This window comes from Nocardioides endophyticus (assembly GCF_039543845.1).
Classification (GTDB): domain Bacteria; phylum Actinomycetota; class Actinomycetes; order Propionibacteriales; family Nocardioidaceae; genus Nocardioides; species Nocardioides endophyticus.
On sequence record NZ_BAABKN010000007.1, the window covers coordinates 1 to 15309 of the forward strand.

The window sequence follows — 15309 nt, forward strand, 5'->3', positions numbered from 1 at the left end:
CCTTGGGACGTCCCGAGCGAGCCATACCCCCAGCCTACGACTAACGAACCGCATTTTCCATGCAGGACACTAGAGTCCTCAGTCGTGACCGCCCCGCCCGTCTCCCCCGCGACCGTCTCGCCCCGGCGACCCGTCCCGACGGCGATCCCGCGACCGGAGTACGTCGACCGCGAGGCGCCTGAGCGCTTCACCGGGAGCGAGGTCAAGGACGCCGACACGATCGAGCGGATGCGCGCTGCCTGCCGGCTCGCCGCGCAGGCTCGCGAGCTGGTCGGCAGCCACGTCGCGCCTGGCATCACGACCGACGAGCTGGACCGGATCGGCCACGAGTTCCTCTGCGACCACGGCGCCTACCCGTCGACGCTGGGCTACCGCGGCTTCCCCAAGTCCCTGTGCTCCAGCGTCAACGAGGTGGTCTGCCACGGGATCCCCGACAGCCGCCCGATCCTGGACGGCGACATCGTCAACATCGACATCACGGCGTACCTCGACGGCGTCCACGGCGACACCAACGCGACCTTCCTCGCCGGCGACGTCGACGAGGAGACCCGACTCCTGGTCGAGAGGACCCGCGAGGCGCTCGAGCGCGGGATCAAGGCGGTCAAGCCCGGGCGACGCCTCAACGTCATCGGCCGGGTGATCGAGTCGTACGCCGCACGGTTCGGGTACGGCGTCGTACGCGAGTTCACCGGTCACGGCATCGGGAGCGCGTTCCACTCAGGGCTGGTCGTGCCTCACTACGACACGCCCGACTACGACGACCTGATCGAGGTCGGCATGACGTTCACGATCGAGCCGATGCTCAACCTCGGCACGCACCAGTGGGAGATGTGGGACGACGGCTGGACGGTCGTCACGGCGGACCGTCGCCGCAGCGCGCAGTTCGAGCACACCCTCCTGGTCACCCCCACTGGCGCCGAGGTCCTGACCCTGGTCTGAGCCCCTGGTATAGGCGGAGTGGCGACGCAACGTCCCCGTAACAACGCAGTGGGTATCGTCCGCGCATGGATTCGCCCATGAGCACGCTGTTCGAGGGCTACTCGGGGACGCGCGGAGCGGCGTACGACGAGATGTTCGACGACGATGTCCTGCGTGCGCCGTACGAACGTCTGCGCACTTCGCTCAACGACCTGACGATCCCCGACCTGGCTGCCCGGGTCGAGGCGCTCCAGGCGAGCTACCTCGACCAGGGCGTGACCTTCGACATCGGAGGTGAGGAGCGCGCGTTCCCGCTCGACATCCTGCCGCGGGTGATCGAGACGGACACCTGGTCGACGATCGAGCGCGGCGTGCAGCAACGGGTCCGGGTGCTGGAGGCGTTCCTCGCCGACGTGTACGACGCCGGTCAGGTCTTCGCCGACGGCGTCATCCCGCGCCGAGTGATCGTGACCTCGTCGCACTACCACCGCCAGGCCGCGGGGGTCCGGCCGCCGAACGGCGTCCGCGTCCACGTCTCGGGCATCGACCTGGTCCGCGACGACAACGGCGAGTTCCGGGTCCTGGAGGACAACGTCCGGGTGCCGTCCGGGGTCTCCTATGTGATGACCAACCGGCGGGCGATCTCGTCCGCCCTGCCCGAGCCGTTCGCCGACCACCGGATCCGTCCGGTGGCGGGCTACCCGCAGCGCCTGCTGGCCGCGCTGCGCGCGTCGGCCCCGGCTGGTGTGCCCGACCCCACGGTCGTCGTCCTCACGCCGGGCGTCTACAACGGCGCGTACTTCGAGCACGCGCTGCTGGCCCGCACGATGGGCATCGAGCTCGTCGAGGGCCGCGACCTGGAGTGCCGCCGCGGCCGGGTGATGATGCGGACCACCAAGGGCCTCGCCCAGGTGCACGTGATCTACCGCCGCGTCGACGACGAGTTCGTCGACCCGGTGCACTTCCGGGCCGACTCGATGCTGGGGTGCCCCGGCCTGATCGACGCGGCCCGCGCCGGCAACGTGACCATCGCCAACGCGATCGGCAACGGCGTCGCCGACGACAAGCTCGTCTACACCTACATGCCCGACCTGATCCGCTACTACCTGAACGAGGAGCCCGTCCTCAAGAACGTCGACACCTGGCGGGTGGGCGACGCGGAGGCCCGCGAGGAGGTGCTCGACCGGCTGGACGAGCTCGTGCTCAAGCCCGTCGACGGCAGCGGCGGCAAGGGCATCGTGATCGGCCCGCGGGCGACCCCGGCCGAGCTCGTCGAGCTGCGCACCAAGATCCTCGCCGACCCGCGCTCGTGGATCGCGCAGCCGGTCGTGCAGCTGTCGACGGTCCCGACGTACGTCGACGGGATGTTCGGTCCGCGGCACGTCGACCTGCGCCCGTTCGCGGTCAACGACGGCCAGCGGGTGTGGGTGCTCCCGGGTGGCCTGACCCGGGTCGCGCTGGCCGAGGGCGAGCTGATCGTGAACTCGTCGCGCGGCGGTGGCTCCAAGGACACCTGGGTCCTCGCCGGCACGGGCCACGCCACGCGACCACCGGAGCCCGAGCTCGTCGTACCCGCGGCCCCGACACCGACCGCACCGCAGACGACCGGCCCGGCGCTGGCCGACCCAGGATCGGCCCAGGAGCAACAGCAGCAGCAACAGCAGGGAGTGGCCCGATGCTGAGCCGGATCGCCGAGTCGATGTTCTGGATCGGCCGCTACGTCGAGCGAGCCGAGGACACCGCACGCATCCTCGACGTGCAGACCCAGCTGATCCTCGAGGAGAGCGGGATCGACGAGCGCGAGACCTGCCGGATGCTGATGTCGATCATGGGCGCCGACCTCGAGCCCGAGGACGACGTCGACGTGACGACCGTGCTGCGCCAGCTCGCCTACAACCCCGACTCCCCCACCTCGATCGCCACCGCCCTCGGTGCCGCGCGCGAGAGCGCTCGCCGAGCCCGCGAGACGCTGTCGGTCCCGATGTGGGAGGCGCTCAACACGACGTACCGGGCGATCCCGTCGGGTCAGTTCCGGTCGATGCGGCCGCCGATGGTCTTCCAGTGGGTGCGCGAGCGCGCGGCGCTGATCAACGGCACAGCCGACGCCACGATGACCCGTGACGAGGGTTGGCACTTCCTGATGCTCGGTCGCTGCATCGAGCGCGCCGACATGACCTCTCGCCTGGTCGCCACCGCCGCCGTCTCGACCGGCTCGCCGTGGACCAGCACGCTGCGCGCGTGCGGTGCCTACGAGGCGTTCCTGCGGACCTACCGCGGTCTCGAGACCGACCGGGGCGCCGCGGAGTTCCTGCTCCTCGACCGGCTCTTCCCGCGTTCGGTGGTGTTCTCGCTCAACCGTGCCGAGCAGTGCGTCGACAACCTCGAGTCCTCCGGTCAGCGCGCCGGCTTCCAGAACGAGGCGCAGCGGCTGCTCGGCCGCACTCGGGCCGAGCTGGAGTACCGCTCGCTCTCCGACGTGCTCGCCGACCTCCCGCACGAGATGGAGCGCCTGCAGCGCACCTGCGCACTGGCGACCGACGCGATCACCCGCCGCTACTTCGCCGGTGCCGAGTCGCTGACCTGGCAGGGGGTGTTGTCGTGAGCATGCAGTTGCGGGTCGTCCACCGGACGACGTTCGAGTACGACGGCCGCGCGGTGGCGTCGTACAACCAGGCCAGGATGACGCCGCTGACCACTCCCGGCCAGATCGTGTCGCACAGCCGGGTCGAGGTCTCCCCCGCACCCTGGACGTACGACTACCGCGACTACTTCGGCACGGCCGTGACGGCGTTCGAGGTGCTCGACCCCCACGAGACGATGACGGTGACCGCGACGTCGACGGTCTACACCGACCGGGCGCCGGCGGGCATGCCGACGATCGGCTGGGACCAGCTCGCGGACCCCGACGTCGCCGACGAGTACACGGAGTACCTCGCCCTGACGTCGGCCGTGGCGCTGCACCCGGAGCTGAGCGAGCGGGTGAGGCGGATCCGCGCCGAGGCACGGCTTCCCGGTGACGCCGCCCGTGAGGTGTGCGCGCTGGTCCACCGCGAGGTCGAGTACCGCGTCGGGTCGACCGACGTGCACACCCGCGCGGCTGACGCGTGGGAGCAGCGCGCCGGGGTGTGTCAGGACATGGCGCACCTGACGATCGGCGCCCTGCGCACGCTCGGCATCCCGGCCCGCTACGTCTCCGGCTACTTCCACCCGCACGCGCGGCCGAAGGTCGGCGAGTCCGTGCCGGGCGAGTCGCACGCCTGGGTGGAGTGGTGGGACCACGGCTGGCACGCCTTCGACCCCACCAACGACTCCGAACCGGGCGACCGGTACGTCAGCGTCGCCAGCGGCCGCGACTACGGCGACGTACGCCCTCTCAGCGGCATCTTCTCCGGTGCCACGACGTCGGCGATGACGGTGGACGTGATTCTGACCCGCCTGGGATGAGATCGGATACGGTAGCGGCGCTACCGTCACTTCTCGGGGGAGAAACCGCATGTTTCGTCGTGCCGCCATCGCCGTCTGCGGCGCCGTCCTGCTCGTGGGCTCGGCCCTCAGCCTCGCCACCGCCGAGGCGAGCAACTCACACGATCGTGCACCGGCGCCGCTGCTCAAGCTCGGGAAGTTCCGTCACGACTTCTCGCCCAACAAGGACGGCTTCCACGAGAAGCTCAACATCCCGGTGACGCTCGGCCGGAGAGCGTTCCTGACCGTCCGGGTCGTCGACCTCGACACCAAGACGGTCCTCGCCCACCCCGGCCAGGTGATCTGCCTGGGCGGCAAGTGCCGGCTGGCTCGAGGCACTCACACTGTCCGGTGGTCCGACATCGTGCACGTCTTCGACCGTGGCTCGTACGCCGGCGACCCCCGCGGCAGCTACCGCCTGACCTTCCGCGCGTCGACCCCCAGCGGCGACCGGCGGGACACCGCGCGGACCGTCGTCACCTGGCGCGACCCGGTCGACCTGGACAACGACGCCGAGCACACCATCCACTTCATCTCCCCCAACGGCGACGGCCGCCAGGACCGCCTCCGCGTCGGGTACGACGTGGAGCAGGCCTCACGGGTCCGCGCGGTCATCAGCAACACCTCGCTCCAGACGCGCGAGACCACGGTCGTGGACCGACTGCGCGTCGGCCGCCAGGTGGCGGGCCACCACACCTGGACGTGGTCGCCGGAGCAGGGCTCCGCGCGGCCCGCCGACGGCTACTACTCGGTGACCCTGATCGCCGTACCGCTCGCGCAGCGGCCCGGCAAGGGACGCGCCACCGTCCCCGTCAGGGTCGACACGGTCGCGCCCGACGCGACGACGAAGTACACCCGCACCACCGTCTACCCGGCCACAACCCTCTTCACCGACGAGATCCGTCTCAAGTTCGGCAAGGACGTCGTCATACCTCTCTCGATGCATCCGTCCGTCGAGCGGATGGCACTCTCGTCCGTGCCCTGAAGCCACAGTCCATTCCCTGCGTCAACGACTGGGAGGGCGAGAACTGCGCATTGCTGCGATGGGACGGCCGCGACGCGGCCGGTGCGGTGCAACCCGCCGGCTCCTACGTGCTACGCGCCGTAGCCTCGGACGTCGCGGGCAACCAGGCCGTCGCGAGCAACCCGCTGACCGTCTCCGACCAGCCGCTCGTCGAGCACACGAAGACCACGACCCTGCCCGCGGTGCAGTGGGGCCCGGTCGCTACGCCGTGCAGCTACCCCGGGCCGCAGATCTGCATCTACCAGCCCCCGGTCGCCTCCGACCGCTTCCCCGGCGGGTTGTCCTTCCGCTCGGGGTCCGGCCCGGCAGACGGCATCTTCACGGTCCAGGCGGAGACGGGTCACGAGCAGTTCCGGGTGACGGCCACCGGGGGGCCGACGACGCCCGGGGACGCCGACACCGCCTCGCTCAACGGCACGCAGATGCAGGGCGAGGGCAGCTTCACGTCGGACTGGATCCCGATCACGCTGACGTCGAGCCGCCTGATGGCCGAGGGCACCTGGTCCACCTCTACCAGCGGTGGCAACGACTACGACGTCGCGTCGTACACCGTCGAGCAGACCTACTTCGCCCCGGCGTCCTGAGGCTCACTCGCTGCGGTTGAGCTGCTCCTCGACGCGGAGCACGGCCAAGCCGTAGTCCCAGTCACCGCTCATCGCGGCCGCGAGCCGTAGGTGCGGCAGCGCGTCGGCGTACCTGCTCTGACGCTCCAGGCAACGACCGAGCGCGTGCTGCGCCCAGTCGTCGGTGGGGTTGTCGGCCACCAGTCGCTCGAGGTCCGCCTGGGCGTGCTTGAGCTGCACGCGGATGAAGTAGGCCCAGGCCCGCAGGCTGAGCAGTCCGGTGTTGTCGGGGTCCTTCTCGAGCGCGGGCTCGAGGACCTCGAGGGCCTCCTTGGGCGCGCGGCGCGCGAGCAGGTCGTACGCCGTGCGGTAGGCCGACTCGGGTGCCGCCGTCTGACCGGGGAACACGACGGGCGGCGTGGGCAGCATGTCGTCGTTCATGCCCCCACAACGCCCGCTCAGGGGATGGGATTCCCGGGCGGGTCGTCGTGCAGGATGCGCTGGAAGAGCACGTGATCGCGCCACTCGCCGCGGAGGAAGAGGAACCGCTCGGCGATGCCGTACTGCTGGAACCCGCTGGCGCGCAGCACGGCCTGGGACGCGGTGTTGTGCAGCATTGTCCCGGCCTCGAGCCGGTGCAGCCCGATCCTCGCGGCCTGCACGACGACGTGCCCGACACCGGCCTTCGCCAGGCCCCGGCCGAGGTGCTCGTAATCGATCCAGTAGCCGACCGTCCCCGACTGCAGCACGCCCCGGACGATATTGCTGAGCATCACCCGGCCGACCACCCGGTCGTCGTACCAGACCAGGTAGAGGTACGACCGGCCGTCCGCCGTCGCCATCAGGTTGCGCGCGACCTCGGCCTCCTGGCCCTCATCGGTGTAGAAGCTCTCCGGCCGGTCTGGGTCCCACGGCTCCAGGTGCTCCCGGTTGCGCCGGAACGCCGCCGCCAGCGCCGCCCCGTCCCCACTCTGCAGGTCCTTGATCGCGTATCCCTCAGCCACCACTGCGCCAGCGTAGTTGGGCCGCCGCGCCCAGCACCGGTGGTTGAGGTGTGAGGCGCGCCAGCGCCGAGCCTCGAAACCACCCCGCGGAGTCAGATCGGGGTTGTTCATACGTTCGTCCGGACGTCGCTGCCCTATCCTTGACTCGCGGACGGGCTGGCTGGGCGACCGCGTCATCGTGTGACCGAGAGGGAGCACGATGCCGAGGAAGGTCCGGGCTCCACAGGGCGAGGTGGTGGGTAACACCCACCCGGGGCAACCTGCGGGACAGTGCCACAGAAAACAGACCGCCTCCCACCGTTTCGACGGTGGGCGGTAAGGATGAAACGGCGGTGTAAGAGACCACCAGCGGCCGGGGCGACCCGGCCGGCTAGGCAAACCCCACCTGGAGCAAGATCAAGAAGTTCGGAGCCCTCGGGCACCGGATGCGCGCACGTTCGAGGGCTGCCCGCCCGAGTGCGCGGGTAGATCGCTGGAGGCGGCCGGCAACGGTCGTCGTAGATGGATGGTCGCCACGCTTCGGCGTACAGAACCCGGCCTACAGGCCAGCCCGTCCGCAAAACCGGGTCTGACCTGCGGAAATGCGATCACGACACCGCTGTCGTCTGCACATAGTTCGCAAGAAAATTACCCTTGCGAGCGCCAGCGAGCGTCGTCGAGACCCCCGCAGCAAACCGCCGACGCCCGCCATCGCCAGTCGCTACTGTCCGGTCGTGTCCGCCGACGAGAAGCAGATAAGGCTCCGGTACACCGGGACGCGCCGTATCTGCGGAACGTCGCTCGAGGCGCGCACCGAGGCGATCTACGAACGCTCGACGAAGACCGTGCGCTGCCTCGACCACTCCCCCCGCGGACCCGGTGGTTGAGGTGCGAGCGGAGCGAGCCTCGAAACCACCGACAGACCCGATCGACGCCGGCACCCCCGGAGCCTCCGCACGTCGTGAGTACGAGCGCCGTCAGGCCAAGCGAGAGACACGCATCCGCAAGAACCACCCCAAGCTCGGCGGCCTCATCCTCGCCATGACCGACGACCCGCAGTCGACAACCGCCTGGGACACCGGCGCCATCGGCGAGGAGCGACTCGGCCAGCGGCTCAACGAGCTCTCCTCCGACACCATGCGCGTACTCCACGACCGCCGCAACCCCGGCACCCGCGCCAACATCGACCACATCGCCGTCACCCCGACCGGCATCCACGTCATCTAGGGGAGCCCGGCTTCGTACGCGGCGATCACGAGATGGACCCGGTCGCGAGCGCCCATCTTCGCGAGGATGCGGCCCACGTGAGTCTTGGCCGTCAGCGGGCTGACGACCAGCTCGTCCGCGATCTCCTGGTTGCTTCGGCCCGCGGCGATCAGCCGAAGCACCTCGCGTTCGCGTGGCGTCAGGCTGGCCAGCCGCTCAGGCGCAGGCGCGTCCGGGTGACTCAAGGCACGGGTGATGACAGCCCTGGTCGCGCCGGGCGACAACAGCGCCTCCCCCGCCGCGACGGTGCGGATGGCGTCCAGCAGCGCGTCCGGACGGGTGTCCTTGGGCAGGAACCCACACGCCCCCGCGCGAAGGCCGCGCAGTACGTTGGTGTCTGTCTCGAACGTGGTCAGGATCAGCACCTTGCTGCCGCTCGGTCCATCGGCGGCGCAGATCTGCCGAGTCGCCTCGATGCCGTTGGTGCTCGGCATCCTGATGTCCATCAAGACGACGTCGGGGCGCAGGTCCCGGGTAAGCGTCACCGCCTCGTCGCCAGTGCCGGCCTCCCCGACAACCTCCATGTCATCAGCCGAGTTGACCAGCAGCGCGAACGCGCCGCGCACCAGAGTCTGGTCGTCTGCGAGCAGGACCCGGATCACGACGGCACCCGCCAGATCTCTGGCAGCGGCAGGCTGGCCGACACCTCGAATCCTCCGGATCCCCCCGGACCGGCGGACAGTTCGCCGCCGACGGCCTGCGCTCGCCCTGTCATCCCGGCGATCCCGAACCCGGCCGATGTCACGGTTGAGTTCGGTCGCGCAGGCCCGGGATCGTCAACCGCGATCCGCAGCCGGTGGCCGTCCTGGTCGAGGCGGACGGTGGCGTGCTTGGCCGTCGAGTGTCGAATGACATTGGTGAGCGACTCCTGGATGATCCGATAGGCCACGACGGATACCGTCGACGGTAGCTCGTCCGGGAGCCCGCCTACCTCCACGTCGACCCGGACATCAGCAGCCTCTGCCATCTCCACCAGGCGCTGCAGCTCGCCGAGGTCGGGCGCTGGTTCGATTGGCTCGGCCTCGCCACCATGCAGCACGTCCAGAACGGCACGCAGCTCATGCAGTGTGGCACGGCTCGTGTCCGACAGGTCGTGCAGCGTGCTGGACAGCTCCTGTAGCGACGCATCCCCGCGGCCCGGCAGCTGGTCGATCAGGTGCGCGGCGACGGACGCCTGGACGTTCGCGACCGCGAGGCCGTGCGCCAGGACGTCGTGCAGCTCGGCAGCGATCAGGACTCGCTCCTCGGCGACCCGCCGTTCGACCTCGTCGGCACGCTCCTGCTCGAGCCGCGCGGTGACGGCGGCCTTCCAGTCCTGATGGAAGCGGACCGCCAACCCGGCAAAGAAGGCCATGAACACCCAGCCCGCTCCGAGGAGAGCATCGCCAGGTGCCCCCGACGCCTCGGCGGCACCGAGCGGCACGATCACCGCGGACGCCGCCACCAGGGCAGCGACGGCCCGCCGCGGTGCCTCGCTGTAGCGCGCCGCCGTGAACGCCGCCACAAGTGAGGCCGGCATCGTGGCCTCATGGGGATAGTCGAGGAGGTGGTACGGCGTAGAGACGGCGAGGACCGCGAGGAGGGCGAGGATCGGCCAGCGCCGGCGGGCCAGCAACGGCACCGACATCGCGCCCAGGAGGGCGATCGCCCACAGATCCACGCTTCGCTCGTGGTCCATATCGACCGACTCAAGCGTCACCGCGACGACGATGCCGAGCATGAACGACCCCGCCGCCAGCAGCCAATCGGCTACTGGCGGACGGAGCGCCGTCATCGTTCACACACGGTCATCGACACTGCCCTCACTCGCGCGCCAGAGCTTGCTGGGCCACCAGATCCGCGAACCCAGCGACATCGTCAGTGCGGGAACCACGATGGAACGCACCAGCAAGGTGTCGATGAGCACACCGACGGCGACCAGTATCCCAAGCTGGATGAGCATGACGAGCGGCAGCGTGGCGAGCACCGCGAATGTCGCCGCCAGCACGACGCCGGCAGAGGTGATCACGCCACCGGTCACCGCGAGGCCACGCTTCGTGCCCTCGACGGTGCCGTACCGGGCTGCTTCTCCGCGTACCCGGTCCATCAAGAAGATGTTGTAGTCGACACCGAGTGCGACCAGGAAGAGGAACCCGATCAGGGGCACCGACGACTCCCAGCCGGCGAACCCGAGCACATGTTCAAACAACAGGTTGCACAGTCCGAGGGATCCGAAGAACGACACCACGACGGTGGCGATCAACACGAGCGGAGCGACGACCGCCCGCAGCAGTAGCCCGAGGATGACGAGCACCACCAGCAGGATCAGCGGCATCACCCGATTGCGGTCGCTCTTGTTGGTCTCGTCCGTGTCCAGCAGTTCGGCACTCGGCCCGCCGACCAGCACGTCCTCACCGGCGACCTTGTGCAGGTGTGCCCGCAGCCGCTCGATCGTTGCCGTCTCGCCCGCGCTTTCTGGCGAGTCGACCGGGATCGCTGAGATCTCCACCCAGTCGTCGCTGGCCCGGCGAATCTCGGCGTTGGCAACCCCGGGCGTACTTTGGACGGCGGCCAGGACGTCACTGCTTTTGTCCGGCCGGCTCATCACCCTGACCGGCTGACCGCCTTGATCGGGGAAGCGCTCGTCGATCACCTTCGCCCCGGTCACCGAGTCCGGTGTCGAACGGGCGAACTGGTCCAGCTGCGGAAGCGAGCCGTTGGCCCCCACTATTCCCAGCGAAAGAGCGCCCAGGACTAGCAGCGGCACCGCCCAGCTGACGACGCGGCGGCGCGCAATCAGCTCGCCAAGCCGAGCCCACCCCGATCCAGATGAGTGTGCCTCACTCCCGAAGCGCGGCACGAACGGCCAGAAGACCCGGCGCCCGAGCACCACCAGCAAGGCCGGGAAGAACGTCAGCATGACGAGCAGCGCGGAAACGATACCCGCTGCACCCACTGGGCCGAGACCGCTGGTGCTGTTGAGATCCGCGACCAACAGGCACAACAGGCCGGCTGCTACTGTCCCCGCCGAAGCTAGGATCGCGGGGGCGGCCCCACGCAGCGCCGCCAGCATCGCGTCGATCGGCCGCTCGTGGTGGTGCAGTTCCTCGCGGTAGCGAGACACGAGAAGCAAGGCGTAGTCGGTGCCCGCGCCGAAGACCAGGACGATCAGCAGTGCCGAGCTCATGCTCGTGATGGTGAAGTTGAAGACCTGGGTGAGTGCGTACACGGCACCCATCGACATGATCGCCGCGACCCCGACTGCCGTGAGCGGGACCAGCCACAGCAGCGGACTGCGGTACGTCAGGATCAGCAGGAGCGCTACCACGAGAGCAGTAGCGAGCATCAACTTCGCGTCGACGGTATCGAAGACCTCGTCCATGTCGGCCCCTATCGCTGACGGACCGGTGACATATGCGTTCAGACCGTCCGGTCGGTCGGCGAGAAGGTCACGTGCATCGGCTACCGAGATGGCCTCGGCCTCATCGGCGACCCACTCGCGGTCGAGTGGTAGCCCGAACATCAGGGCCGTGCCGTCGTCGGAGTCGACGATCTGCGGAGGCGCATCAGTGTCGTTGCCGAATCGCTCCGCCAGTCCGGTGTAGCCGCGTACGGCCGCCTCCCGATCACCCGGTTGGAGGCCGCCGGCTCGTTCGTACACGACCACGAGCAGGCCATCCTCACCGCCGGGCAGACCGGCCGTGGCCTGGAGCACCTTGGTCGATTGCGCGCTGGCCGGCAGATAGTCGGCCTGATTATCGCGAGTCACCGAGTCGAGCTTGCCGGCCAGTGAGAAGCTGCCCACCACCATCCCGATCCACACAGCCAGCATGAGCCACGGCAGCACGGTCTTGGTCCGTGATTTCTTGGGTCTGGTCTCGGCACCGGAGTGGCCAGGCGCCCGTAGTGCAGAAGTCATGGTGATCACGCTCTCAAGCCAGCAGAGGCTGGTGCGTCTGGCCAAAGGAGACACTTCGCCGTACTCCACGCGGAGTACGGCGGGACGGCTGGGGCGGGCGGCTAGGGCGGACGACAGAAGCCGAGGCGGGCGCAAAGTGGCTGCCCGGAATCGCCCCTGGACCTGCCGCCCTCCAGGAAGGACTTCGGGCTGTTGCCTACCGCCGCGCGGCAGATCGAGACCACCCTGGATGGCGATGAGGTGTACGTCGAGGACGGGGTCTTTTCTCTGATCGGCGCGCTCGGGTTGCGGAACCGCTGACACGCGGTCATACACGCGACCGCAACGGCGCGGGTGCGTCCTAGTGCCGCCAATGCCCGTCGACCGATCGCTGACTGATCTGTTCCCGTTGGGCGATCGGCACGCGGGCGACATCGAGCATGCCGCGCTGAGGAGCGTCGAGGTCGCTGGGCTACGCGGCACAGCGGGTGAGACGTCGTGCCGAGCACGGGACAAGATGGGCGTGTGTGACGAGTGGTCGGTAGCCGAGGATGCCGCGTTGGCAGTTCGTGCTGGACGCCGTCATGGCTGCCGCCTTCGCTGTGGTTCTCGTTGGCCTCATGGCTGCCCGGAATCAGGGGTCCTGGTTGTCAGTGGTGTGCTTGCTTGCCTTGGCGCTAGCGCTACGTCGCCGCCATGTGTGGTTGATGATCGGGCTGGCGGTACTAGCCGGTTTGGTCCAGCTCCTGTTGACCGACGTGGTGTATCTGGCTGATGCGGCGCACGTGCGTACGCCGTCTTGTTCTTCACCCAGGTTCTCCAGAGCGGTGGTGGGGAGCCGATTGAGACCAGGTTGGCCGAGGGGTCCGTCTTCGCGATGGGCACGGCTGTGGTCATGCTGGACGGTTGGACGGCGGGCTACATCCAATGGCTGACCGTCGCGCCATGCAGCCGATGCGGATGCGCGGTTGGACGCGGCCGAACGGCGCCGGCTACAGGATGCGGTCGACCGGGAGCTTCGCGCTGAAGTCCTCCTCTGGCTGCCTGAGTCGGGAACGCATCAGGGTCAGCTCGGGTCAATACCCACCGAGAATCTTGGATCGCTGATCGCAGTCGACCTGCATCCTTCCGCAAGTGCGCCGGCGTCGGCGGTAGCGTCGCCACCTTCTGCGGCCCTGGAGTCTCAGGGCGAATCGCGCCCCTCCACCTCGGGCCCTGCTGAGTCCGGCGTGCCCGACGCAATCGCCTCGAAGTAGCGCAGCATCTCGACGGGGAAGGGCAGCACGAGCGTCGAGTTCTTCTCCGCCGCGACCTCGACCATCGTCTGTAGCAGTCGCAGCTGGAGCGCGGCCGGGGTCCCGGCCATGGTCCTCGCCGCATCGGCCAGCCGCTTGGACGCCTGGAGCTCACCGTCGGCTGTGATGACCCGGGACCGACGTTCGCGCTCGGCCTCGGCCTGTCGCGACATTGACCGCTTCATCGTCTCGGGCAGCGTGACGTCCTTGATCTCGACCCGGTCGATATCGATGCCCCAAGGCGCGGCGGGGCTGTCGAGCATCACCTCGAGGCCCTGGTTAAGGTGCTCCCGATTGGACAACAGCTCGTCGAGCTCACTCTTCCCGATGATCGAGCGCAGCGAGGTCTGCGCCACCTGGGCGATCGCGAACGCGTAGTCCTGGACCTCTACGACGGCGCGGATCGGGTCAACCACCCGGTAGTAGAGGACGGCGTCAACCCGGACCGTCACGTTGTCGCGGGTGATGCCGTCCTGCGCGGGGACCGGCATGGTCACCACCTGCATGTTGACCTTTCGCAGGCGGTCCACCACCGGAATGATCTTGGTGAAACCCGGCCCCCGCGCGTCTGGCTGGACCCGACCCATTCGGAACACGACGCCGCGTTCGAACTGCTGGACCACCCGCGCGCTGGCCGCGCCGAGTCCTCCTGCGAGCACGGCCATCGCAGCCAGCGAGTAGAGCAGGACGTCCATGACGCCTCCGGTCGGCGAGGAGAACCTCCCTTTCAGCGTACGTCGCCACCCCGGGTCATGGCCCGATCGCTCGAAGCCGCTTCAGGCATGAGCGGCGATCGCGTCCGGGCACCGTACGTCGCACACGTGTAGACCGCCGGGCCCGGTCTGCGGCGACCCGCACACATGCGCGATCCGCGCTCACCAGCAGTGTCTTAACGCCGCCAGTCGGCGCCTCCCGATCCGCGTCGGCAGTCGGGCCGATGTCTCCCTTTCCTGCCAGGCCCGGTTCATCGGTGACCGGTTCGTCTCGGGTCAGGCCGAGCGGTTCGTCGCGTGGGGCCGATCGGGTGAGATCCAGGTGGCACCATCGCTGCGCGGGTCCGAGCCTGCCCTGAGGGTCCCGGTTGAGGTGACGGAGCAGACCATGGCGTGTCCGACCTCCCCGTCGAGTGCCGGGATCGTCTGCACTGGCAGGTCGAAGGCCAGCAGCGCCGCCAAGGTCGTTGAACCCCACGCGGTAGTCGCCGGGCTCGACGTCGTTGACGCGGTAGTGGCCCGACCCGTCCGTCACGGCGTACCCGACCCCGGCTCCGTCCTCCCCGTAGACCGCGACGCAGACCAGGCCCAGGCCGACCTGCTGCCCGTCCACGACCTGGCCGGCGACGACACCGGTGGTGGCGATGCCGAAGTCGAGCGCGAGCTTGATGGACCCGGAGGCCCCGTCGTACCCGTCGACGGCGATCCGGTACGTCGTGCCGGCGACAACCGGGAACGAGATCCGGCCCTGTCGGCCGCCGGAGGGGGTGTCGTCCACCGAGCCGATGAGGACCAGGTCACCGACGGAATCCCCGGTGTAGACCGCCAGCAGCGTGTCGAACGAGCTGCCGGCGAGGTCGACGTCCACGCTCCCGTAGTCCGGCGCCGTCCAGGAGAACCAGACCGACTTGCCGCCGGCGTTGTCCGCGTGGCTCCGCTCCCCCGGTTCCTTGGTCGCGGCGGCGTTGCTGCCGGTGACGGTCACGGGGGCGCCGGTCAGGACCTGGGCGTCCGCGAAGTTGTCGTTCGCGGGCGCCGCGAAGGCCGGCGCCGGGACGGTGACCAGTCCGGCGATCCCGATCAGGGCTCCGAGCAGTAGGGACAGGAGCCGCCGGGGCGACCGTCCGAGCGAGGCATGGACCGGACGCGTGACGACGACATGGCGGTGACGGTAGCCACCCCCCAGCAAGGCCGTGGGCTTTCGTCAA

General features: G+C 69.1%; 16 protein-coding genes and 1 other RNA gene. 10 read left to right on the forward strand and 7 right to left on the reverse strand.

Annotated features, from left to right (window positions below; all coding sequences use genetic code 11):
• Positions 1 to 84 precede the first annotated feature (84 nt).
• The 6 genes from map (at position 85) to ABEA33_RS05450 (ending at position 5988) form a co-directional block, all read left to right on the forward strand.
• Entirely contained in the window at positions 85 to 939 is an 855-nt protein-coding gene (map, locus tag ABEA33_RS05425; RefSeq protein ID WP_345525638.1) for a type I methionyl aminopeptidase, read from the forward strand.
• 77 nt (positions 940 to 1016) lie between these two features.
• The gene (locus tag ABEA33_RS05430; protein WP_345525640.1) at positions 1017 to 2600 is read left to right on the forward strand and encodes a circularly permuted type 2 ATP-grasp protein; all 1584 of its coding nucleotides are present in this window, start codon (positions 1017 to 1019) and stop codon (positions 2598 to 2600) included.
• Entirely contained in the window at positions 2594 to 3520 is a 927-nt protein-coding gene (locus ABEA33_RS05435; protein ID WP_345525642.1) for an alpha-E domain-containing protein, read from the forward strand. Before ABEA33_RS05430 ends, ABEA33_RS05435 begins: the two co-directional genes overlap by 7 nt.
• 2 nt (positions 3521 to 3522) lie before the next feature.
• On the forward strand, positions 3523 to 4362 hold the full coding sequence (locus ABEA33_RS05440; protein ID WP_345525705.1) for a transglutaminase family protein: 840 nt from the start codon (positions 3523 to 3525) through the stop codon (positions 4360 to 4362).
• Between the two features lie 49 nt (positions 4363 to 4411).
• A complete protein-coding gene (locus ABEA33_RS05445) occupies positions 4412 to 5365 on the forward strand; it encodes a hypothetical protein (protein WP_345525644.1) in 954 nt (317 codons plus the stop codon).
• Between the two features lie 50 nt (positions 5366 to 5415).
• Positions 5416 to 5988, forward strand: coding sequence for a hypothetical protein (locus ABEA33_RS05450; RefSeq protein ID WP_345525645.1), 573 nt, complete (start codon positions 5416 to 5418; stop codon positions 5986 to 5988).
• Positions 5989 to 5991: 3 nt separating this feature from the next.
• Here ABEA33_RS05450 and ABEA33_RS05455 read toward each other — a convergent pair whose 3' ends face one another.
• Positions 5992 to 6408: a tetratricopeptide repeat protein gene (locus ABEA33_RS05455; RefSeq protein ID WP_345525646.1), complete on the reverse strand. Its 417-nt coding sequence runs from the start codon at positions 6406 to 6408 to the stop codon at positions 5992 to 5994.
• Positions 6409 to 6425: 17 nt separating this feature from the next.
• The gene (locus ABEA33_RS05460; RefSeq protein WP_345525647.1) at positions 6426 to 6971 is read right to left on the reverse strand and encodes a GNAT family N-acetyltransferase; all 546 of its coding nucleotides are present in this window, start codon (positions 6969 to 6971) and stop codon (positions 6426 to 6428) included.
• 152 nt (positions 6972 to 7123) lie between these two features.
• Here ABEA33_RS05460 and rnpB point away from each other — a divergent pair.
• The 3 genes from rnpB to ABEA33_RS05475 all read left to right on the forward strand — a co-directional run bounded on the left by rnpB (position 7124) and on the right by ABEA33_RS05475 (position 8177).
• Positions 7124 to 7528: RNase P RNA component class A (gene rnpB / locus ABEA33_RS05465), an RNA gene on the forward strand.
• Between the two features lie 156 nt (positions 7529 to 7684).
• Entirely contained in the window at positions 7685 to 7837 is a 153-nt protein-coding gene (locus ABEA33_RS05470; RefSeq protein ID WP_345525648.1) for a hypothetical protein, read from the forward strand.
• Between the two features lies 1 nt (position 7838).
• Entirely contained in the window at positions 7839 to 8177 is a 339-nt protein-coding gene (locus ABEA33_RS05475) for a nuclease-related domain-containing protein (RefSeq protein WP_345525649.1), read from the forward strand.
• Here ABEA33_RS05475 and ABEA33_RS05480 read toward each other — a convergent pair.
• Genes ABEA33_RS05480 through ABEA33_RS05490 form a run of 3 tightly spaced genes read right to left on the reverse strand, consistent with a single transcriptional unit; the run spans position 8174 to position 12528 of the window.
• A complete protein-coding gene (locus ABEA33_RS05480; RefSeq protein ID WP_345525650.1) occupies positions 8174 to 8818 on the reverse strand; it encodes a response regulator in 645 nt (214 codons plus the stop codon). The genes ABEA33_RS05475 and ABEA33_RS05480 overlap by 4 nt on opposite strands.
• Complete coding sequence (locus ABEA33_RS05485; RefSeq protein WP_345525651.1) at positions 8815 to 9990, reverse strand: sensor histidine kinase; 1176 nt, start codon at positions 9988 to 9990, stop codon at positions 8815 to 8817. The genes ABEA33_RS05480 and ABEA33_RS05485 overlap by 4 nt, the downstream gene beginning before the upstream one ends.
• A gap of 3 nt (positions 9991 to 9993) precedes the next feature.
• On the reverse strand, positions 9994 to 12528 hold the full coding sequence (locus ABEA33_RS05490) for an MMPL family transporter (protein ID WP_345525652.1): 2535 nt from the start codon (positions 12526 to 12528) through the stop codon (positions 9994 to 9996).
• Between the two features lie 116 nt (positions 12529 to 12644).
• Between ABEA33_RS05490 and ABEA33_RS27395 the strand changes: the two genes are divergently transcribed.
• Positions 12645 to 13028: a DUF7134 domain-containing protein gene (locus ABEA33_RS27395; protein ID WP_425577336.1), complete on the forward strand. Its 384-nt coding sequence runs from the start codon at positions 12645 to 12647 to the stop codon at positions 13026 to 13028.
• A gap of 248 nt (positions 13029 to 13276) precedes the next feature.
• Here ABEA33_RS27395 and ABEA33_RS05495 read toward each other — a convergent pair whose 3' ends face one another.
• Positions 13277 to 14083, reverse strand: a complete 807-nt coding sequence (locus tag ABEA33_RS05495) for a slipin family protein (protein ID WP_345525653.1) — start codon at positions 14081 to 14083, stop codon at positions 13277 to 13279.
• 55 nt (positions 14084 to 14138) lie between these two features.
• Complete coding sequence (locus tag ABEA33_RS05500; RefSeq protein WP_345525654.1) at positions 14139 to 15290, reverse strand: pre-peptidase C-terminal domain-containing protein; 1152 nt, start codon at positions 15288 to 15290, stop codon at positions 14139 to 14141.
• Positions 15291 to 15309 lie beyond the last annotated feature (19 nt).

Bases quoted from the DNA above. Each gene is read 5' to 3' on its own strand.
- ABEA33_RS05495 (WP_345525653.1), bottom strand. From the start codon at position 14,083: ATGGACGTCCTGCTCTACTCGCTGGCTGCGATGGCCGTGCTCGCAGGA.
- ABEA33_RS05440 (WP_345525705.1), top strand. From the start codon at position 3,523: ATGCAGTTGCGGGTCGTCCACCGGACGACGTTCGAGTACGACGGCCGC.
- ABEA33_RS05430 (WP_345525640.1), top strand. From the start codon at position 1,017: ATGAGCACGCTGTTCGAGGGCTACTCGGGGACGCGCGGAGCGGCGTAC.
- ABEA33_RS05445 (WP_345525644.1), top strand. From the start codon at position 4,412: ATGTTTCGTCGTGCCGCCATCGCCGTCTGCGGCGCCGTCCTGCTCGTG.
- ABEA33_RS05455 (WP_345525646.1), bottom strand. From the start codon at position 6,408: ATGAACGACGACATGCTGCCCACGCCGCCCGTCGTGTTCCCCGGTCAG.
- ABEA33_RS05435 (WP_345525642.1), top strand. From the start codon at position 2,594: ATGCTGAGCCGGATCGCCGAGTCGATGTTCTGGATCGGCCGCTACGTC.
- ABEA33_RS05490 (WP_345525652.1), bottom strand. From the start codon at position 12,528: ATGTCGCCCGCGTGCCGATCGCCCAACGGGAACAGATCAGTCAGCGAT.
- ABEA33_RS05485 (WP_345525651.1), bottom strand. From the start codon at position 9,990: ATGACGGCGCTCCGTCCGCCAGTAGCCGATTGGCTGCTGGCGGCGGGG.
- ABEA33_RS27395 (WP_425577336.1), top strand. From the start codon at position 12,645: ATGCCGCGTTGGCAGTTCGTGCTGGACGCCGTCATGGCTGCCGCCTTC.